The 18857-nt window shown below is 74.0% G+C and carries 18 protein-coding genes; 6 read left to right on the top strand and 12 right to left on the bottom strand.

Features of this window, described 5'->3' with window-relative positions; genetic code table 11:
• Window positions 1-71 precede the first annotated feature (71 nt).
• Window positions 72-1103: a lactonase family protein gene (locus tag ACZ4O3_RS12625; protein ID WP_384995082.1), complete on the top strand. Its 1032-nt coding sequence runs from the start codon at window positions 72-74 to the stop codon at window positions 1101-1103.
• Window positions 1104-1157: 54 nt separating this feature from the next.
• Here ACZ4O3_RS12625 and ACZ4O3_RS12620 read toward each other — a convergent pair whose 3' ends face one another.
• Together ACZ4O3_RS12620 and ACZ4O3_RS12615 are read right to left on the bottom strand one after the other, a co-directional pair.
• Window positions 1158-2084, bottom strand: a complete 927-nt coding sequence (locus tag ACZ4O3_RS12620; RefSeq protein WP_362731910.1) for a sirohydrochlorin chelatase — start codon at window positions 2082-2084, stop codon at window positions 1158-1160.
• A gap of 277 nt (window positions 2085-2361) precedes the next feature.
• Complete coding sequence (locus tag ACZ4O3_RS12615; protein WP_384995088.1) at window positions 2362-3039, bottom strand: uracil-DNA glycosylase; 678 nt, start codon at window positions 3037-3039, stop codon at window positions 2362-2364.
• A 294-nt stretch (window positions 3040-3333) separates the two neighbouring features.
• Here ACZ4O3_RS12615 and ACZ4O3_RS12610 point away from each other — a divergent pair, with 294 nt between their 5' ends.
• A complete protein-coding gene (locus ACZ4O3_RS12610; RefSeq protein ID WP_467722131.1) occupies window positions 3334-3927 on the top strand; it encodes an Rv1733c family protein in 594 nt (197 codons plus the stop codon).
• A gap of 26 nt (window positions 3928-3953) precedes the next feature.
• On the opposite strand, the gene ACZ4O3_RS12605 is transcribed toward ACZ4O3_RS12610, so the two are convergent.
• Together ACZ4O3_RS12605 and ACZ4O3_RS12600 are read right to left on the bottom strand one after the other, a co-directional pair.
• A complete protein-coding gene (locus ACZ4O3_RS12605; protein ID WP_467722130.1) occupies window positions 3954-5933 on the bottom strand; it encodes a HEAT repeat domain-containing protein in 1980 nt (659 codons plus the stop codon).
• Window positions 5934-6061: 128 nt separating this feature from the next.
• Window positions 6062-7723, bottom strand: a complete 1662-nt coding sequence (locus tag ACZ4O3_RS12600; protein ID WP_467722129.1) for an acyl-CoA dehydrogenase family protein — start codon at window positions 7721-7723, stop codon at window positions 6062-6064.
• 71 nt (window positions 7724-7794) lie between these two features.
• Here ACZ4O3_RS12600 and ACZ4O3_RS12595 point away from each other — a divergent pair, with 71 nt between their 5' ends.
• Both ACZ4O3_RS12595 and ACZ4O3_RS12590 read left to right on the top strand, forming a co-directional pair.
• Window positions 7795-8544, top strand: coding sequence for a PaaX family transcriptional regulator C-terminal domain-containing protein (locus ACZ4O3_RS12595; RefSeq protein WP_467722128.1), 750 nt, complete (start codon window positions 7795-7797; stop codon window positions 8542-8544).
• Between the two features lie 121 nt (window positions 8545-8665).
• Window positions 8666-9934 (top strand): lanthionine synthetase LanC family protein, encoded by a 1269-nt coding sequence (locus tag ACZ4O3_RS12590; RefSeq protein ID WP_467722127.1) that lies wholly within the window; start codon window positions 8666-8668, stop codon window positions 9932-9934.
• Between the two features lie 41 nt (window positions 9935-9975).
• Here the strand turns inward: ACZ4O3_RS12590 and ACZ4O3_RS12585 are convergent, their stop codons facing one another.
• The 3 genes from ACZ4O3_RS12585 to ACZ4O3_RS12575 form a co-directional block, all read right to left on the bottom strand.
• Window positions 9976-10770 (bottom strand): DUF5995 family protein, encoded by a 795-nt coding sequence (locus tag ACZ4O3_RS12585; protein ID WP_467722126.1) that lies wholly within the window; start codon window positions 10768-10770, stop codon window positions 9976-9978.
• A 160-nt stretch (window positions 10771-10930) separates the two neighbouring features.
• Window positions 10931-12289, bottom strand: coding sequence for a nucleobase:cation symporter-2 family protein (locus ACZ4O3_RS12580; protein WP_467722125.1), 1359 nt, complete (start codon window positions 12287-12289; stop codon window positions 10931-10933).
• 124 nt (window positions 12290-12413) lie between these two features.
• Window positions 12414-13760, bottom strand: coding sequence for an FAD-dependent oxidoreductase (locus ACZ4O3_RS12575; protein WP_467722124.1), 1347 nt, complete (start codon window positions 13758-13760; stop codon window positions 12414-12416).
• A gap of 185 nt (window positions 13761-13945) precedes the next feature.
• On the opposite strand from ACZ4O3_RS12575, the gene ACZ4O3_RS12570 reads away from it, so the two are divergent.
• Entirely contained in the window at window positions 13946-14494 is a 549-nt protein-coding gene (locus ACZ4O3_RS12570) for a DUF6214 family protein (protein ID WP_362729093.1), read from the top strand.
• Window positions 14495-14503: 9 nt separating this feature from the next.
• Here the strand turns inward: ACZ4O3_RS12570 and ACZ4O3_RS12565 are convergent, their stop codons facing one another.
• Both ACZ4O3_RS12565 and ACZ4O3_RS12560 read right to left on the bottom strand, forming a co-directional pair.
• Window positions 14504-15166 (bottom strand): TetR/AcrR family transcriptional regulator, encoded by a 663-nt coding sequence (locus ACZ4O3_RS12565; RefSeq protein WP_384995115.1) that lies wholly within the window; start codon window positions 15164-15166, stop codon window positions 14504-14506.
• Between the two features lie 137 nt (window positions 15167-15303).
• Entirely contained in the window at window positions 15304-16044 is a 741-nt protein-coding gene (locus ACZ4O3_RS12560; protein WP_467722123.1) for an HAD family hydrolase, read from the bottom strand.
• Window positions 16045-16129: 85 nt separating this feature from the next.
• On the opposite strand from ACZ4O3_RS12560, the gene ACZ4O3_RS12555 reads away from it, so the two are divergent.
• Window positions 16130-16363, top strand: coding sequence for a hypothetical protein (locus ACZ4O3_RS12555; RefSeq protein ID WP_467722122.1), 234 nt, complete (start codon window positions 16130-16132; stop codon window positions 16361-16363).
• Here ACZ4O3_RS12555 and ACZ4O3_RS12550 read toward each other — a convergent pair.
• The 3 genes from ACZ4O3_RS12550 to ACZ4O3_RS12540 form a co-directional block, all read right to left on the bottom strand.
• Window positions 16360-17028, bottom strand: a complete 669-nt coding sequence (locus ACZ4O3_RS12550) for a phosphatase PAP2 family protein (RefSeq protein ID WP_467722121.1) — start codon at window positions 17026-17028, stop codon at window positions 16360-16362. The genes ACZ4O3_RS12555 and ACZ4O3_RS12550 overlap by 4 nt on opposite strands.
• 56 nt (window positions 17029-17084) lie before the next feature.
• The gene (locus ACZ4O3_RS12545; RefSeq protein WP_467722120.1) at window positions 17085-18020 is read right to left on the bottom strand and encodes a M56 family metallopeptidase; all 936 of its coding nucleotides are present in this window, start codon (window positions 18018-18020) and stop codon (window positions 17085-17087) included.
• Between the two features lie 95 nt (window positions 18021-18115).
• Complete coding sequence (locus tag ACZ4O3_RS12540) at window positions 18116-18661, bottom strand: DUF5134 domain-containing protein (RefSeq protein WP_467722119.1); 546 nt, start codon at window positions 18659-18661, stop codon at window positions 18116-18118.
• Window positions 18662-18857 lie beyond the last annotated feature (196 nt).

The raw sequence follows: 18857 nt of genomic DNA, 5'->3' as shown, positions 1-18857 counted from the left end.
AAACTGCTACCGTCGGCCCGGACTGGCTCGTAGTACTGACTCGTACCGGCTCGGATCGAGAGGGGACACCGGTGGCAGACGGCGGCAGGCGGCGGAGGGCCTTCATCGGGTCGTTCACGGCGGCGGGCGGACCGGGGGTCGTCACGGCGGCGGTCCATCCGCACAGCGGTGCCCTGGCCCTGCTGGAGAGTGTCGACGGCGTCCCCGACCCGTCGTATCTCGCGCTCTCACCCGGCGGGCGCACCCTGTACGCGGTCAGCGAGACCGCCGACGGCGCGGTGGCCGCGTACCACGTCCACGACGACAAGCCGCGGCTCGCCGGACCGCCGGTCCCGGTCGACGCCAGCGGCCCCACCCACCTCAGCGTCTTCGACGGTCACGTCCTGACCGCCAACTACGGCTCGGGCAGCGTCAGCGCCGTCCCCGTCCGCCCCGACGGCACGCTCGCCGGCACCGCCTCCGGGGTGCTGCGGCACACCGGTTCCGGACCGCACGAGCGCCGCCAGCGCGGCCCGCACGCCCACCAGGTGCAGCCGGACCCCAGCGGCCGCTGGGCGGTCAGCGTCGACCTCGGCACCGACTCGGTCCGGGTCTGCACGCTGACCGGCGGCGCCCTCGCCGTCCACCGCGAGTTCGCCCTGCGCCCCGGCTCCGGCCCCCGTCACCTCGCCTTCCACCCCGGCGGCCGGTACGCGTACGTGGTCAACGAACTCACCCCGACCGTCACGGTCTGCCGCTGGGACGCCGGGACCGGCGCCCTGAAGCCCCTGGCCGAGACCCCGGTGCTGCCCGGCGCCCCGGCCGGCGACGCCTACCCGTCCGGCATCGTCGTGTCGCCCGACGGCCGGTTCGTCTGGACGGCGACCCGCGGCGAGGACGTCCTGACGACGTTCGCGGTCGACGGGGACCAACTCCGCCTGACGGCCACGGTCCCGTGCGGCGGGCACTGGCCGAGGGCCCTCACCGAGTCCGGGGGTTTCCTCTACTCGGCCAACGAACGCTCCGGGGACATCACCTGGTTCGCCGTCGGCCAGGAGACGGGTGTGCCGCGCTACGACGGTTCGGTGGAGATCCCGGCGGCGTCCTGCGTGGTCTTCGGCTGAAAAGACCGACGGGTCCCTTCCATGAAGGAACCCGTCGGGAGACTCACGCCGGCCTCAGCGCACCGGCGTACCCTGCGGCTGCTGCGGAGCGATCCCCAGTGCCGTCGTGTACTTGGCCAGCGCCAGCTTGCCGATCGCCGGATACGGACCCAGCGGTTCGGCCGTGGCGCACCCCGCCTCCTCGGCGGCCGCCGCCAGCAGGTCTCCGTCTATCTCGGGACCGATCAGGTACGGCGCCAGCGCCAGCTGCTGCGAACCCGACGCCCGCAGCTGCTCCGCGATGGAGGAGATCGAACCCTCCTGGTCCAGCGCCGCGGCCATCACCGGCACGGCCAGGCGCGCGGCGAGCAGCATGCCGGTGATCCCGGCGGCCTGCACGGCCTCCTCGCCGCCCACGGAGGCGAGGATGATGCCGTCGGCGGCCGTGGCCACGGTGAACAGCCGGGCACGGTCGGCGCGGGCCAGACCTGCCTCCGACAGCCGCACGTGCAGCGCCTCGGCGAGCAGCGGGTGCGGGCCGAGGACGTCGGTCAGGTCGGCGGCGATCCGGCTCTCCATGACCGCCTGGCGGACCTGGCGCAGCAGCGCGCTGTCCGGGCCTGCCAGCAGCGGCACGACGACCGCGACGGGGCCGTCGGGCATCTTGAGGCCCTCGACACCGGCGGCGACGGCCTGCTCGTAGCGGGCGGTGCGCTCCTCGGCGGCACCGGCGAGCACGGACTGCAGGGTGGGGAACTCGGCGTCGCCGCCGTCCAGGTACCCGATCCTGGCATCCAGGCCGGGCAGCTCGGAGCGGGCGATGCTCACGACTTCCTCGGCGAGGCCGCGGGTGGCTGCGCTGGGGGTACCCGGCACCGCGAGGACGAGCGCGGGCGCGTCCTCGGGAGCCACCAGCGGCTCGGGTCGGCGGTGCCGCCCGGGCTGGCGAGGTCGCGGCATTCGTACTGGCAGGCCGGACGCGGGCCCAGTGGGGGAGCTCATGGCGACGCATGTTACTGGCTCAGGGGGCTCCCCTGTTCGGGGAGGGTGCAGGTGAGCGGTATCCGTCCGGTTTTGTCTGATGAGTTACGCATGATTCGGAGGTGATCCCGCCAACTGTCGGACACTTCACGTCCGAGTAGGATCAATCCCTTTTTGTATGTACTGCGGAGAGCAGCTTTTCAACACCCGGCAGAGTGAGCGGCCCGGCGCCGCCCCACCCATCGAAGGCGCGCGGCGCCGCTCCCTTCGTCATAGGAGGTGCCTCATGGGAGGTGCCTCACGGCAGGCGCCAGTCCACCGGCTGTCCCCCCTGCTGGATCAGCAGGTCGTTGGCCCGGCTGAACGGGCGGGAGCCGAAGAAGCCGCGGTCCGCCGACATGGGCGAGGGGTGCGCGGACTCCACGGCCGGCAACTGGCCGAGCAATGGACGGAGGTTGCGGGCGTCCCGGCCCCACAGGACGGACACCAGCGGCTTGCCGCGCCCGGCCAGCGCCCGGATCGCCTGCTCGGTGACCTCCTCCCAGCCCTTGCCCCGGTGCGCGGCCGGGCTGCGCGGAGCCGTCGTGAGCGCCCTGTTGAGCAGCAGGACGCCCTGCCGGGTCCAGGGGGTGAGGTCGCCGCTGGACGGCTGGGGCAGGCCGAGGTCGGTGTTCAGCTCCCGGAAGATGTTGATCAGGCTGCCCGGCAGCGGGCGTACCTCGGGAGCGACCGAGAACGACAGGCCCACCGCGTGCCCCGGAGTGGGATACGGGTCCTGACCGACGATCAGGACGCGAACGTCGTCGAAGGGCTGCTGGAAGGCCCGCAGTACGTTCGGCCCGGCCGGGAGGTAGGTGCGTCCCGCGGCGATCTCCGTGCGCAGGAAGTCGCCCATCGCGGCGATCTTCCCGGCCACGGGTTCCAGGGCTTTCGCCCAGCCCGGTTCGACGATTTCATGCAAGGGTCGTGGTGCCACGGCGTCACCCTACTGCCGTACACGGGTCGGTGATCAAGCCGCGGTCGCGGGACGGCCGAGGATGGCCGGACCGTCGGCTCGTACGACAGGAACCGCGGCCTTCGGCCCTTCGCCGGGTCAGGTCGGAGCCGCCGTGCCGGCCCGTTCGGACAAGGTGGCGGGACTCGTTCGGAAAGACGCCTGCGCGGGCGGGCTCAGTCGTGCGACCGTCGACTCGGAGGTTCGCCGTGAGCAACCTGGCGGCCGCTCCCGTATGGGAGGGCGGTCCGGGCTTTCCGTGCGCGCGTGAGGAGGATGCCTTTGAAGGCGTTCCGTGGTCCGAAGGTCTGGTTGTGGCGCTGGCGGCGCAACCCGCTGAAGCGTCCCGGCGACACGCTCGAGGCCTGGGTGCTGCTCGGCGCCTGGCTGTTCACCCTGGTGGCCGGAGTGCTCGGCGGGCTCGCGGCGGCCCGGTCGGTCGACGACGGTCTGGCCCGTGAACGCGCCGAATGGCACCCGGTCGTGGCCCACGTCATGGACAGGGCCCCAGGAGGGTCCGCGCCCAAGTCCCCGTCCTCCGGCGGCGAACGGGTCTGGGCGAGGGTGGGCTGGACCGTCGCCGACGGCTCCGCGCACACCGGCCAGGCGCGGGTCGCGGCGGGCAGCAACGTCGGCACCCCGGTCCCCGTCTGGACGGACCCCCAGGGGCGTCTCGTCACCCGGCCCGCCACCGCGTCCGAGGCCCACGTCCGGTCCGCGCTGATCGGCGGTCTGGTCGGGCTGAGCGCGGCGGCCGTCCCGTTCGTCGCCGGGCTCGTGGCGCGCGGCCGGCTGGAGCGGTGGCGGATGGATCGCTGGGACGCCGAGTGGTCGCGGCTCGGCCCGCAGTGGGGCCGGACGATCGGCTGAACCGGGCCGTCCCGGTGGCTTCGAGGTCACTGACCGGCCAGTGCCGTCCGGCAGTCGGCGAGCAACTGTTCGTCCCGGGCGATGTCGTGGCTGCCGTACCCGCCGGGGCGGGCCGTGTGCCGCCGGGCGGTGGCGAGTTCGGCCGTCAGCAGGTCGCGCAGCGGCGCACCCGCGGGGCCCATCTCCGCCAGGCAGCCGGCGATCGTGGCGCGCGTGTACGGGTTCTCCGACCAGGCGGCCTTCAGCACCGGCAGCACCGGATCCGGATCCCCGTCGATCCGCCAGCAGGCCTGCGCCGCCGCCGTCCGCTCCCACACCCGGCCCGATCCGGCCAGCCGGCGCAGCGCGGGCAGTGCGTCGCCGGCGGCGGCCCCGAGCCGCCCCAGCTGCTCGGCCGCCGTCCGGGCACTGCGACTGCGACCGTGCGTCAACTCCCGCAGCAGCGGCGGAAGTACGGCGTCCGCGTCGCCCTCCGCCGACCACAGGGCGCCCGCCGCCAGCGGCGCGTGCCGGGTGTCGAGGAGCCTGCGCAGGAGCGGCGACGCCGCCCGGGCCGATGCGCCCAGGGCGTCGAGTGTGCGCACGGCCTGTCCGACGAGGGCCTCCCGCGCCCCGAGCCCGTCCGGTGCGCCGCGCAACAGGCGCAGCACCTCGGGCACCGCCGCCGGATCCCTGAGGGCGGTCAGGGCCGCCAGCAGCGGAGCGGCCAGTTCGGCGGCCTCGGGGGAGTCCAGCGGTATCCGGCCCAGCCGGCGGCGCAGTGCGGGGGCGAGCGGAGCGGCGGCCGGGCCCAGCCGGACCACCTCGAAGCCCAGGCCGGCGGGGGCCGCCGGGCCCGCCAGTGACTGCGCCAGGACCGGGACCGCTCGCGGATCACCGCTTCTGGCCAGCGCCTTGAGCGGTCCGCCCAGCGAGGGCCTGCCCCGCTCCCAGGTCCGTACCCACAGGTCGGGCCGCGCGATCACCAGTGCGTGCAGCTCGTCGGCGGCGGGCGCGGCCAGCTCGAACAGCTCGGCGAGCACCGAGACCGCGGCATCACGCAACTGGTCTTCCTCGCAGCCCAGTTGGGTGCCGATCAGGGAGACGGGCACGCTGAAGTCCGCCCGCCACTCCCGGAACAGCCCGGCCGACATCCGCACCGCGTTGCACCGGTCCATGACGTCCGGACTGCCCAACTGGCCCACGAGCAGGGCGATCCGCTCGGCCACCCGGTCGTCCAGCCCCCGGTGGAGGGTGCGCAGCAGCGAGGAGCCCTCCTCGTCCGAGGGCCTCAGCCGCCGTATCCGGCCGACCAGCGTGTGCGGGTCCGTCCGGTCCGGACCCGTGGCGCGCCGCCCGGACCGCTCGCGGAGCAGCCGGACCGCCGTCGGCACCAGATCGGCGGGCAGTCGCTCCGGTGCGCCGAGGGCCAGCTGGCCGAGCGCGGCGAGCCGCGTCCCCGGCGAGTGCGGTGGCTCGCTCTGCGCGGCCAGCAGCTCCACCGCCCCGGCCGCGTCGGCGGGATGGCGTCGCGCGAACAGGCCGAGGGACGCGGTCAGGGCCGGCAGCACCTGTTCGTCCCGCTCCATCGTGATCCGCCGGCGCAGCAGCTCCAGCACCCGCGCGGGTTCGTCCAGGAACCGGACCAGCGCGGGCGTGGCCGCCCGCCGTACCCCCGGGCACGGATCGTCGGCCAGCGGCACGAAGGCCTCGGCACCCGCCCGCACCGCGGCCTGGGCGGGCGGGCCGGCGCTCTCCGTCCCGATGCTGACCAGCAGTTCGACTATGGCGCCCCGGTCCGGTACCTCCGCGCGGGTGGCGAGCGCGAAGAGGAACGGAACGCAGGCGAGCGTCGAGTCGTACACGTTCCCCTGGTGGTGCACCGAGCCGTACATCCCGTCCAGCGCGACCTCCCGCTCGGCGGCGTCCGGCGAGGCCAGTGCGCGCAGCAGACCGGGCACGTCCTCCGCGCTGCCGTACGCGTGCCGCAGCGAGGCCCAGTCGACCTCGTCGATCCCCGTGAACACGTTGTCCTCCCCGGGCGAGTAGCACCTGCTCAGGAGTTTGCACCACGGCACTGACAACGATGCGGAATCGGACGACGACTGTGTGCGATCCGTCGACGGTCACCGGCCAGCCACGGCCCCCGGGGGGATCAGTTCGCGCCAGGCAGCGCCCGCTCCAGGATCGCGTCGAGCCCCGTGCCGGCGGGCAGCGTGCCGAACGCGTACCCCCAGTCGCCACCGAGCCGGGTCGCGCAGAAGGCGTCCGCGACGGCGGTCGGGGCGTACCGGACCAGCAACGAGGCCTGGAGGGCGAGCGCCATCCGCTCGACCAGCCGGCGGGCGCCCGCCTGATCGGTTTCCGCCAATTCGGCCTTCAGCCGGGTCACGGTGGCATCCAGCCGGGCGTCCGCCCCGCGCGCGAGCGCGAGCTCCCCGAACAGGGCGTCGGCGGCGCCGGGTTCACGGGCCAGCGCCCGCAGCACGTCGAGCGCGTTGACGTTGCCCGAGCCCTCCCAGATCGACAGCAGGGGTGCCTCGCGGTAGTGGCGGGGCATGCCGGAGTCCTCGACGTAGCCGTTGCCGCCCAGGCACTCCAGGGCCTCGGCGGTGAACGCCGGGCCGCGCTTGGTGACCCAGTACTTGCCGACGGCGGTCGCGATCCGCCGGAAGGCCCGCTCCTGTGCGTCCCCGCGCACCGCGCGGTCGGCGGCACCGGCCAGCCGCAGCGTGAGCGTGGTCGCGGCCTCCGACTCCAGCGCCAGGTCGGCCAGGACGTTGCGCATCAGCGGCTGGTCGACTAGCCGCGCGCCGAACGCGCCGCGGTGGCGCACATGATGACCGGCCTCCACGAGCGTCTTGCGCATCAGGGTCGCCGAGTTCATCACGCAGTCCAGCCGGGTGCAGTTGACCATCTCGATGATGGTCTTCACGCCCCGCCCCTCGGCCCCGACGAGCCAGGCCACGGTTCCGTCGAACTCCGGTTCCGAGGACGCGTTGGACCGGTTTCCGAGTTTGTCCTTGAGCCGCTGGATACGGAACGTGTTACGGCTGCCGTCGGGCAGCACCCGCGGCACGAGGAAGCACGACAGCCCGCCCGGCGCCTGGGCCAGCACCAGGAAGACGTCGCACATCGGCGCCGAGGTGAACCACTTGTGCCCGCGCAGGGTGTAGACGCCCGGCTCGGCGGTGGGCGTGGCGGCCGTGGTGTTCGTCCGGACGTCCGAACCGCCCTGCTTCTCGGTCATCCCCATCCCGGCGAGCAGCCCCGGCTTCTCGGCCGGGACCCGCAGCCCGGGGTCGTACTCCCGGCTGGTCAGCAGCGGCTCGTACACCTTGGCCAGGTCCGGTGTGGCGCGCAGCGCGGGTACGGCCGCATAGGTCATCGAGACGGGGCAGCCGTGGCCGGAGTCGGTGTGTCCCCACACCAGTCCGCCGGCCGTCCGCGCGACATGGGCGCCGGGGCGGTCGTCCGCCCAGGCCGCCCCCGCCAGGCCCTCGGTCACGGCCGTCCGCATCAGGTGGTGCCAGCTGGGGTGGAAGTCGACCTCGTCGACCCGGTTGCCGTACCGGTCGTGGCTGCGCAGCTCCGGCTCGTGCCGGTTGGCCAGCTCCCCCCACTCCTGCGCCTCCGCGCTCCCGGCCCGCGCCCCCAGCCGCCGGATCCCCTGCTCGGCCCACTCGGCGCCCTCCCGGCGCAGCCCTTCGAGCAGGGCCGGGTCGTCGGAGGCGTCGTACGGGGCGAGCGGCGGCGGCTGATTGGTGACGTCGTGGGTGGCGTACTGCGGCTGCGGGAGCGCGGCGGTCGAGTCCATGACTCCATGTTGCACTCTCGCTACGGCTGTAGCAATACTGCAATATGATGCCGCACGTACAGTACGTGACCATGCGTATGAACGTGTCCGCCGAGCCCGACGGCGCCGGTCTGCGGCCGCTGTCCGCCCGGTCGGTCGTGCTGAGCCTGCTGCTGGGCACGCATCCGCCGCGGCTGCCGGTGAAGGACCTGCTCCGGCTCGTGGAGCCGTTCGGGGTCGGCGGCTCCGCGCTGCGGGCCGCGCTCAGCCGGATGACGGCCGCCGGCGACCTGCGCCGCACCGACGACGCCGTCTACGGCCTCAGCGACCGACTGCTGGCCCGCCAGCGGCGCCAGGACGAGGCGGTGCGGCCCCGCACGCGCGCCTGGCAGGGCGACTGGGAGATGCTGATCATCACGACCACGGGCCGCGGCCCCGCCGAACGCGCGGACCTGCGCACCCGCCTGGCCTTTCTCCGCCTGGCCGAACTCCGTGAGGGCGTCTGGCTCCGCCCGGCGAACCTGGTCCGCCCGCTGCCCGCCGACGTGCTGGAGATCACCGAGCCCTGCACGGCCCGCCCGTCCCGCCCCGCACCCGAACTCGCCGCCGAGCTCTGGCCGTTGACCACCTGGGCGGGTACCGCCCGCGCCCTGCTGAGCCGCGCGGCCGAGGCCCACCGGCCGCCGGACCGCTTCACGGTCTTCGCGGCGGCCGTACGCCACCTGCTGAAAGACCCCGTCCTGCCCCCGGAACTCCTGCCCGCCGACTGGCCGGGCGACGACCTGCGCGGCGCCTACGCGGCCTACCGCGCGGAACTGGGCGAGCCGGCCGAGGGCGGGTGACGTCGGGCGAAGCCGGCTGACCCCGGCGGGCGCCGGACCGCCGGTGAGGGGCCCGGGACCGGAGTGCGGCGGCACGGGAATCTCCCTGGGCGAGTCCGGACGATCATGCGAGAGTGGTCCCATGACGGCAGCACGGGACACGGCGGCGGTGGCCGGCGAAGCCGAGGCGCTCGCGGCCGCCGGACTGCGGTGGCTGACCGGGTCCGCGCGGGAGACCACCGCGGGGGGCCTCGGCTGGCCGAACCGCCGCTCTGACAGCGACGTCGCCCCGGCGTTCTACGGCGGTACGGCCGGGCAGGTCCCGGTGCTCCTGGAGGCATGGCGCCACTTCGGCGACGACTCCTACGCCGACACCGCCCTGCGCGCGGGCCGCGGCCTCGCGGACGCCGTCGCCGGCGTCGACGACGACTCCCTGTACTTCGGCCGCACCGGGATGGCGCTGGTCCTGAGGGAGCTTCAGGAAGCTCTCGGCGACCAGGCCGCCGGTGCCGCGGCCGACCGGGCGCTGGCGGTCGTGCGGTCACGCTTCGACGGCACCCGGTGGGGGGTCCTGTTCGAGCTGATGGGGGGCAACGCGGGGATCGGCCTCGGCGCACTCGCGGCCAAAGACCCCGAACTGGCCGTCCTGGCCGTGGAGCCGTACCTGCGGACGGCGGAGCCGACGCCGGCGGGCGTCCAGTGGCCTCACCGCACGGGTGTCGAATCCCGTCTGCACCACGTGTCGCACGGCACGCTCGGGATCGTCCTGGCGCTGGCCCGGGTCGGCGGAGCCACCGGCCGCACGGACCTGGTCGAACTGGCCCTGGCCGGTGCCGCGGACGTGGTGGCGCGGGACCGGGCGGGGCCCGTGGGCTTCCTGGTGCCGCACTCCACCCCCCAGTACCGCCCCGACGTGGTCGATCCCGTCAGCTACGGCTGGTGCCACGGCCCGGCCGGCGACGCCCAGGCCTTCCGGCTGCTGCGGGACGTCACCGCCGACCCGGTCTGGACCGACCTCGCCGACCGCTGCTGGCACACGGTCACCCGCTCCGGCCTGCCCCAGCGGCTGCGCCCCGGCTTCTGGGACAACAACGGCCGCTGCTGCGGCACCGCGGGCGTCCTCGCCCTGGCCTGCGACCGGATCGCCGAACGGCAGGACCCCTACGAGTTCGCCCACGTGCTCGTCGCGGACCTCGCCGCCCGCGCGGTCCGGGACGAGGACGGCGCTCGCTGGTCCAACGTCCAACACCGGCCCGTCCCCGGCGACCTCGAACCGCGCACCGGCTGGGCGATGGGCAACGCGGGCGTCGTCCGCGAACTCCTGCGCTTCGTACGGCTGAGCCGCGGCGGCGATCCCCGGTACGCGGTCGCCTGGCCCGACCAGCCGCCGGTGCCCGGCACTCCGACCTGACGGACCGGGTGTGCGGAAGGGCCTCGCCCGCCCGGCCGGACTCACCCCGTCCCCGGGTGGGCGGCGGCCTGCTCCATGGCGTTGTCCAGACGGGTGATGACGGCGCGCGCGTCACCGTTCTCGGTGCGCCGGATCAGTTCCAGAGCCGGCCGCAGGAGGCCGCCCGGCCGGGCGATCAACCGCGCGAGCACGGCGGCCCGCAGGTCGAGCCGCTCGATGGTGGCCTCGCGTTCCGCTTCGCTCTGGCCGGCCAGCAGGACGGCGTTGTACCAGGCCTCCTCGCGGGACTGCCGGACACTGAAGTCGAGGATCCGTTCGTCGGTACGGCCACCGACCCTGTCGAGCAGTGACATGAACGGCGAGAGGGCGTCGACCGAGTCCTGCACCGCCAGCACCACCCGCGCCAGGATGTCGTTGATCAGCAGGAAGTCGTGCCGCAACTCCTGGACGGCCGGGCCCGGGCTGGTCCGCGCGGCGGCGACGGCCAGGTCGAGGTTGATGTGGGCGTTCACGCCGAGCACCAGATGCTGGACGATGACGGTATCGGCGTCCTCCAGCAGCCCGAACGCCTCGCGCCAGCAGCGCGGCCCGCCGTGATCGCGGCGCCAGGCGTCGTACGCCTCGAAGTAGCGGTTGCCGAAGTGGGTGTCGAAACGGTCCATGCGGGGGCCGTCGTCGAAGAGCCCGCCGTGGATGGCCGTCCGGACCTCGACGGTCACCTGGCGGTACAGCGCCGCGAAGTACCCGACCCGGTCACCGGCGCGGGCGGCCTCCCCCACGATCCCGGCGAGCCTGTCCACGACCTCGTCGATGTTCTCTGCGTTCCCTGCCGCCATGCCCGACTCCGTCCCCCGGTCTCCTGGTTCATCCCCGCTCCACGGCGCACGCGAACCACCCGGGACGCGGCCGGCACCGCATGAGTGGCGAAGGCCCCGCCGCCCGGGCTCACTTGCAGGTGACCGCCGAGGTCGTGTACCCCTCGCCGGCGCGAGCCGATCAGACGGGTTCGGCTCCGGACGGCACGGTGCTCGGTGCCGGATCCGCTTTCGCCGGCAGGTGGTTGAAGAGCAGGTTCAGGACGATCGCGGTCAGACAGCCCGCGCTGATACCGCTGTTCATCACCGTCTGGAACCAGTCGGGGAACTTCTCGTAGACCGTCGGCACCCCCACCGGCAGCAGTCCGACCGCCACCGAGACGGCCACCACCGTCAGGTTGTCGTTGCCGCGGAAGTCCACGGCCGCCAGCGTACGCAGGCCGCTCGCCGCGACCGTCCCGAACATCACCAGGCCGGCGCCGCCGAGCACCGGGGCCGGTACGGCCGCGACCACCGCGCCCAGTTTGGGCAGCAGACCGAGCAGCACCAGCATGCCGCCGGCCGCCGCGACCACCCAGCGGCTGCGCACCCGGGTCATGCCGACCAGGCCCACGTTCTGCGCGAACGCCGTGTACGGGAACGTGTTGAAGACCCCGCCCAGGACGGTCGAGAGACCGTCGGCACGCAGACCGTCGGACAGGGAGCGCGGCTCGACCCTGCGGCCGGTCATCTCGCCGACCGCGATCAGGTCACCGGTCGTCTCCGTCATGGTGACAAGGGCCACCACCAGCATGGAGACGATCGCGGACGCCCTGAACGTCGGCGTACCGAAGTGGAACGGCGTGCTGATGCCCAGCCAGTCCGCGTCGCCGACCCCGCCGAAGTCCGTGAACCCGAAGGGCACCGCCACCGCGAGGCCGACCGCGATCCCGACCAGGACCGCGATCCGGGCGAGGTACACCGGGGCGAACCGCCGCACGCCGATCACCACCGCGAGCACGAAGGCGGCCAGCGCCAGGTTCTTCGGTTCGCCGAAGTCCTTCGCACCGGCGCCGCCCGCCGCCCAGTTGCCCGCGACCGGCAGCAGCGAGAGCCCGATGATCAGGATCACCGTTCCGGTGACCAGCGGCGGGAAGAAGCGCAGCAGCTTTCCGAAGACCGGGGCCAGGAGCATGATCGCCAGACCTGAGACGATCACCGAGCCGTAGATCGCGGGCAGGCCGCCGCCCGTGGTGCCGATCAGGACCATCGGCGACACCGCGGCGAACGTGCAGCCCTGCATGATCGGCAGCCGGACGCCGAAGCGCCAGAAGCCGACGCACTGGATGAGCGTCGCCACCCCGCACACCAGCAGGTCGGCGGTGATCAGATACGCCAGGTCGGCGGCCGACAGCTTCATCGCACCGCCCACGATCAGCGGGACGGCGACGGCACCCGCGTACATCGCGAGCACGTGCTGCAGGCCGAACGCGGCCAGGTGCCGTACGGGTGGCACCTCGTCGACGGGATGGACGGGGGCGGGGGCGGCGGTGGTGGACACGAGCACTCCAGGGCGGCGGCGGGACGACATCCGGTCAGGACGAGACCGTAAGCGGCTTGAACAGTTTGTTGATTGCCGTGGTGTTGCCGGTACATGTCCTGCCCACCTGATCGCGCTCGACGCGCTACGCCCCCGAGCGCGCCGCCGTCAGCAGGGCGTCCCAGTCGGCCAGCTTGACCACCCCGCGGCCGAGGCGGGCACCGAGCGCCGCCTCCGCCCGTTCGATCGCCTGCCACCCCGGCCACTCGACCGGCCGGACGCCCAGCGAGCGCAGCGCGGCGACCGGATCCTCCGGCACCGCCCGGCCGAGCAGCACGGGCGCGTCCGCCAGGAGCGAGGTCACCGTCTCCTTGGCGTCGGGCCGGTTGGTGCCGATGACGCCGGTCGGGCCGCGCTTGATCCAGCCGGCCACGTAGTCACCGGGCGCACTGGCGCGACCGTGCAGGACCCGGCCGGCCGCGTGCGGCACGGTGCCCGTCCCCGCGTCGAACGGGAGCCCGGCCAGCGGTACCCCGCGATAGCCCACCGACCGCAGCACCAACTGCGCGTCGAGGGTCTCGTACCGGCCGGTGCCCCGCACCCCGCCGAACTCGTCCGGCTCCGTCCGTTCGAAGCGCACCGCGCTCACCCGCCCGCCGTCCGCGAGCAGTTCGACCGGGCGCAGGAAGAACCGCAGCCAGATGCGGCGCCGCGCGCCCCGGGCGCCGGCCCCGTCCCAGCCGCGCAGCACCTCCACGTTGCGGCGCTGCGCGGCAGGCAGCGCGGACGGGTCCGCGTAGGCCGGATCGAGCGCCAACTCGTGCGGATCCACGCGGACTTCGGTGTCCGGCAGAGCAGCGAGCTCGCGCAGTTCCTTGGTGGTGAAACGGGCTTGGGAGGGCCCGCGCCGGCCCACCACATGGACCTCTCTTATGCGGCTCGCCGCCAGCGCGGTCAGCGCCGCCTGCGGCATGTCGGTCGGGCTCAGCTCCGCCACGCCCCGGGCCAGCATCCGGGCCACGTCCACCGCGACATTGCCGACGCCGATGACCACCGCAGAGCGGGCGTCGCGCACGAAACCGGCGTCGATCGCGTCCGGATGCGCGCTGTACCAGGACACGAACTCGGTCGCCGACCAACTGCCCGGCAGCTCCTCGCCCGGGATGCCCAGGCGCCGGTCACCGGCGGCGCCCACGCAGTACACCACCGCGTGGTACAGCTCGCGCAGCCGCTCCACCGGGAGTTCGCCGGGGCCGCCGCCGATCCGGACCCCGCCGAGGAACCGCACCCGCTCGTGTTCGAGGACCGTGCGCAGGTTGCCCTGCAGCGACTTGATCTTCTCGTGGTCCGGGGCGACGCCGTAGCGCACCAGTCCGTACGGGCACGGCAGCCGGTCCAGGACGTCCACGACCACCGTGGGGTCGAGCTGGACGAGGCTCTGGGCGGTGTAGCACCCGCTGGGCCCGGAGCCGACGACGGCGACACGCAACACGGGGGACTCCTTGCCCGAGGGGCTGGTGGCTCCAGCATCCCACCGGTGCGTCCGCCTCGACAGGGGCCGCTGGGGTGAAGCGGAAGCGTGTCCGGCCGTACGGGATGTGATCATGCGGTTACGTTTCGTGTGTGCTAGAAGCATCCTTTCTTAATCTTTCTGATCGGCGTGCGGAGGACGGCACGGTGTCCGTGACGCCGGCCTGGGAGGTGCAGGAGCACACAGGGGCCACGTCCTGGTTCCAGGTCCGGCTGGCCTTCGGGGACGGCGCTCAGGTGGAGGCCCTCGCCGTGGTGGCCGGGGGGCGGGTGTCGATCGAGGACGTCAAGGCGCAGCCCGCGCTGTCCCTGGCCGATCTGACGGTGCTCGCCGACTGGATCGAGGAGCCGCTGTTCAGGGCGTGCGGGATGGAGTCGTACGCGGACGAGGAGCCCGCGGCCGAGGATCTCGACGACGGCTCGGCGGGTCCGGAAGGCGTCGAGGGAGCGGAGCGGACGGAGGGCGGTGAAGGTGCGGAGGGTGCCGCCGGTCCGCGACGCGCCCGGCCCGCCTGGCCACGGGGCATCGAGGGGCGGTGGCTGGTCGCCCAGGAGTACCGGGCCGCGCAGGAGGAGGGTGCCGACCCCGTCCTCGCCGTGATGCGGGCGACCGGGCACAGCCGGCGGCGGTCGCTCCGGCTCATCGCCCAGGCGCGTGACGCGGGCTTTCTGACACCGCGTCACGCGCGACGCTGACGGCGCCGGTCACATGGACCCGGACCGGTCCTCCGTGGCGAAGAACCGCGACAGGTCCTGCGGCTCCGTCGCGGGCGCGGACTCCGGGGGGACGCCCAGCTCCCAGTCGAGCCCGTAGCGCTCGAACAACTCCGCCCGCAGCACCGGGACCGGCATCGGTACCCCTGGCACCAGCGCCGCGTACACCGCCCCCATCAGCAGCGCGCGCAGCATCGGGTAGTCGGCCGTGACGTCTGGCGAGCCGTAGCGGGCGACGGTGTCGCCGAGCAGCTCCGACAGCCGGCGCTGCTCGGGGCACTGCACGAAGCCCTCCGCCTGGAGCAGGCCCGCCATGTGCTGGCGCATCAGCACCGGCCTGTCGCGCGTGAGGCCCAGGATGGCGTCGATGGCGCGGGCCAGCCGCTCCCGGCCGTCCTCCGTGTGCGGCTCGCGCTCCAGTCCCTCCTCCAGCGTGCGGTGCATCAGCCGGTGCACGGCCGACTGCACCAGCTGGCGCTTGCCGGGGAAGTAGTACGACACCAGTCCGCGCGCCGATCCGGCCCGGTCGGCGATGGCGCCCAGCGTGGTGGCCTCGAAACCGTGCTCGTCGACCAGCTCGACCGCGGCCTGCAGCAGCCGCTCCCGGGAACGCCTGCGCAACTCTTCATTGACCGAGGCGCTGCGAGGGGACATGCTGGAGCTCCTGCGTTGACTGGCTGCCAGCCAACTATAATCGACGCAGTGGGCACCGCCTTGCGCGGGGCCTGTTCAGTGCTGCCGTCCGTCCGGGACGACACGGGGGAGCGTCTCGGGCGGACGGCTCACACAGGTCACGCCTGTGTGCGCGTGACCGGTCGGCGGGCCACGCCCACCAGGTCGAGCACCGGCAGCAGCGCGTCCGGCCGTTCGGCCACCGGCAGATGGTCCACGAAGTGCACCCGGCAGCCCAGCGCCGCCGCGCCGCCGTCGGCGGGCCTGCTGTCCCCGACCATCAGCGTCTCGGCGGGCGCGGCCCCGAGCGCCTCCAGGGCGACCGTGAAGAGCCGCGGATCGGGCTTTTGCACACCGTGCTCGTACGACAGGACGTACGTGTCCACGAACGCGTCGAGACCGTGGGCGCGGAAGACCGGGCGCAGGTCCCAGCCGATGTTGCTGACCACGCCGACCGCGATCCCCTGTGCGCGCAGCGTCCGCAGCACCTCGGCGGCATCCGGGTACGGCGCCCAGGCGTCCGGGACCATGTGCCGCCGGTACAGAGCCTCGTGCAGGGCCGGATCCGGCAGCGGCACCCGGCGGGAGAGCCCGGTGTACGCGGCCCGGTGCTGCTCCGCGCTCCGGTCGCGCACCTCCCACACCTCGGCGAGTTCCGCGGGCAGCTCCACCGGGTTCGCCCCGCCGGGCTGCGCTCCGGCCACCTCGAGCGCCCGTGCGGTCACGGCCAGCTCCGCTTCGGTGAGCCGCGCCCCGGGCGCCGTACCGGCCCCGGTCTCGGCGAGCACCGCCCGCAGCCAGGATTCGGTGGACTCGATACGGAAGAGCGTCCCGGAGAAGTCGAAGAGCACGGCAGCCATGCACCGGACTTTACCCGGGCGGCAGTCCGGCGCGGACTGCCGCCCGGGAGGTGCTCCGTCCCGGCTCGGCGGGGAGCGGGGCGCCGTGGAACGTGACGGCCGGCCGGCCGCGTCTGACGGCGAAGTCGCCGGTGAGGAGCGTCCCCCGGGGATCCGCGCCGCCGCCACGGTCCCGGCTGCCCGGTCCGCTCCCCGCGCCCGCGCCTCCTGCGGTGTGGACGCCCTGCTGCCGAGGGCCGACGGCCGACGGCCGACCGCCAGGCCGCCGATCGTCGGCAGCGGGGCCGGCGGCCGGGCCCTGAACGGGGCCGTCCGTTAGCGGGAGCGTCGCCGGCCGTCGCGCTCCCACTCGTACGCCACCACCGCCAGCGCCACCACCAGGGCCCCGAGCAGCCAGCCGCCCAGGATGTCCGAGGGCCAGTGGACGCCGAGCCACACCCGGGTCAGGCCGACGCCGACGATCGAGACACCGGCCCCGAGCAGGGCCGTGCGCCGCAGTGCCCGGCCGGTGCCGCAGCGGTGCAGCAGCCACAGCAGCAGGCCGCAGACCACGGTGGCCGTCATGGTGTGCCCCGAGGGGAACGCCGCGTAGTGGGCGGACGCGACCGGGTCGTGCCACTCCGGACGCGGGCGGTCGACGGCGGCCTTCAGGGACTGCTGGGCGACGGTGCCCAGCGCGCACGTCACGGCCAGCCACAGTGCGGTCCACCATGCCGAGTGCCGCCACACCAGCCACACCGCGACCCCCGCGCACAGCAGGCGCATGGTCAGCGGGTCCCAGACCCAGTCCGTGAGGATGCGCAGCACCTGGGTGGTGCCGTGGTCCGCGACGGCCCAGCGGTGGGTCGTGTCGGCGATGTCCTCGTCCAGTGCGACCAGCGGGGGCCACTCGCCGGCGACGAGGGCGAGCAGCAGCGCCGAGGAGAGGGCGAGGACGGCGGTCGTGAGAAGCGGGGCGGGACGGTCGCTGGGCGGGGGGCGCATGACGTGATCTTTGCCGAATCATTGCCCGCAGGGCAATTCCCCATGTCGACAAGGCTTTACCCGAGCGCGCGCAGTCCGGGCACGAGCGCCACCAGTACCGGGACCGCCGGAACAAGGGCAGCGGTCGCGGTCAGCCGCAGCCGGTGCCGGGCCGGGAGCCGGTCCGGGGCGGTGAGCAACCGGTCGACGCGCTGCGGGACATGCGCGTGCGAGGCCGGTCCGGGACCGAACACGCCCCGGTCCTCGTTGAGTTCGACCAGGGCGAGCGCGGTGGTGAGACGGCCGTGGCGCCGGGAGGCCGTGTCGTCGGCGGCCAGTTCGACCAGCCGGTGCATCTCGTCGCGGAACGCGGCGAACACCGGGATCTGCGGAAACCCGCCCGCCAGCGCGGCCGAACAGTGCAGCAGCCAGTCGTGCCGGGCCTGGGCGTGCCCCTGTTCGTGGGCGAGGACCGCGTCCAGCCGGCCGCCCTTCAGCCGTCGCAACGCGGCCGTGGTCACCACGAGTCGAGGCGGTGCGCCGGGCAGCCACCAGGCGTCGGAGCGGTCACCCTCCAGGACGACCAGGCGGTCGGTGGACCTCTCCTCACCGGGCAACAGCGGTGCGCGGGCGAGGAGTTCGGCCCGCCGCTGTCGGCGCCGGGCCCTGGCGCCCGAGATCTCGCGCACCAGCATCGCGCCGCTCCACAGCCCGGCGCAGGCGAGTGTCAGCGCGGTCACCGCCGCCCAGGGGCCGCTCGCGGTGAGCGGGTAGGCGTCCGCCACCCCGCTCGGGGCGTTCGCGAACAGCCGCCCCCGCGCCGCCTGCCAGGCCGCCGCCGCGCTCAGCGTCATCGACAGCGCACAGCACAGCAGTACGGCCGCCACCACGCACTGCCACACCCACAGGGCGACGACCGGCTCCCGGTCCGTCCAGTCGGCCCGGGCGAGCAGCCGGGGGCCGGCCACGGCCGTCAGGGCGCCGAGCAGCAGCAGTGCCACGGGGACCATCATGGTCGGCAGCCTATGAGCGGGGTGCCACCGAGGGGTACAGCCCGTTGCGCCAAAGTGACGCAGGCAACGTGTGCGCTCCGGGTGCCGTCACCCGCTCACAGTCCCAGCAGCATCGCCACCATGCCGATTCCCATCGACAACCGGCAGGCCCGGGCCAGTTCGGGCCGGTCGCCCCAGCCGGCCGTCCCGCTCCCGGCCGCGGCGACCGCGACCGGAACCAGCCGGGACCCGGACAGCAGGACATAGCCGGTGAAGTAGACGAGCAGCAGCCCGGTCACCGCCGGGACTCCGGCGCCGCCGTGGTGATGAGTGCCGGGAGAGGCCGCCATCGCCGCCGCCATGTAGACCATCGCCACCGTCCCCACCAGGTGGTGGAGATGGTGCAGGCTGTCGCGGGCGCTGAACAGGGCGCGCGCCGCGGCGGCGCCGAACACCGTCGCGTACAGCGGCCATGCCCAGACCGGTGGGGTGAAGACGGTCGCGGGTACGGCCATCGCGGCCATGCCGAACCCCATCAGCGCCTCGCCGCCCGCGGCGCGCCGCTGTTCCTCGACGCTGCTGCGCATCCGCAGCAGGCAGTAGGCCCCGGTCGCCGCGCACAGCGCGACCAGCAGCCAGCCGGGCGAAGCCGGTCCGTGCACGCGCACCTCCCCGCTCGACATCGCATCGATGGATGCGATGCCCCGCCCACCCGGCGCGCACGCGAGCGCAAAGGTGTACACGGGGAGCACTCGGTAGAGCACAGCAGGTGAGGGTGGCGTGTTCGCACGGTATCCGACGGCCGTCCCGGCGGCATGTCCGAGAATATTTCACCAGTAAAACACATGCTAAATTGAT

Source organism: Streptomyces sp. NPDC026515 (assembly GCF_055567595.1).
Note: the sequence above shows the minus strand (reverse complement) of the source record. Positions and strands in the feature narration are given on the sequence as shown.

Bases quoted from the DNA above. Each gene is read 5' to 3' on its own strand.
- ACZ4O3_RS12620 (WP_362731910.1), bottom strand. From the start codon at position 2,084: ATGAGCTCCCCCACTGGGCCCGCGTCCGGCCTGCCAGTACGAATGCCG.
- ACZ4O3_RS12610 (WP_467722131.1), top strand. From the start codon at position 3,334: ATGCCTTTGAAGGCGTTCCGTGGTCCGAAGGTCTGGTTGTGGCGCTGG.
- ACZ4O3_RS12600 (WP_467722129.1), bottom strand. From the start codon at position 7,723: ATGGACTCGACCGCCGCGCTCCCGCAGCCGCAGTACGCCACCCACGAC.
- ACZ4O3_RS12595 (WP_467722128.1), top strand. From the start codon at position 7,795: ATGCGTATGAACGTGTCCGCCGAGCCCGACGGCGCCGGTCTGCGGCCG.
- ACZ4O3_RS12590 (WP_467722127.1), top strand. From the start codon at position 8,666: ATGACGGCAGCACGGGACACGGCGGCGGTGGCCGGCGAAGCCGAGGCG.
- ACZ4O3_RS12585 (WP_467722126.1), bottom strand. From the start codon at position 10,770: ATGGCGGCAGGGAACGCAGAGAACATCGACGAGGTCGTGGACAGGCTC.
- ACZ4O3_RS12565 (WP_384995115.1), bottom strand. From the start codon at position 15,166: ATGTCCCCTCGCAGCGCCTCGGTCAATGAAGAGTTGCGCAGGCGTTCC.
- ACZ4O3_RS12560 (WP_467722123.1), bottom strand. From the start codon at position 16,044: ATGGCTGCCGTGCTCTTCGACTTCTCCGGGACGCTCTTCCGTATCGAG.
- ACZ4O3_RS12550 (WP_467722121.1), bottom strand. From the start codon at position 17,028: ATGCGCCCCCCGCCCAGCGACCGTCCCGCCCCGCTTCTCACGACCGCC.
- ACZ4O3_RS12545 (WP_467722120.1), bottom strand. From the start codon at position 18,020: ATGATGGTCCCCGTGGCACTGCTGCTGCTCGGCGCCCTGACGGCCGTG.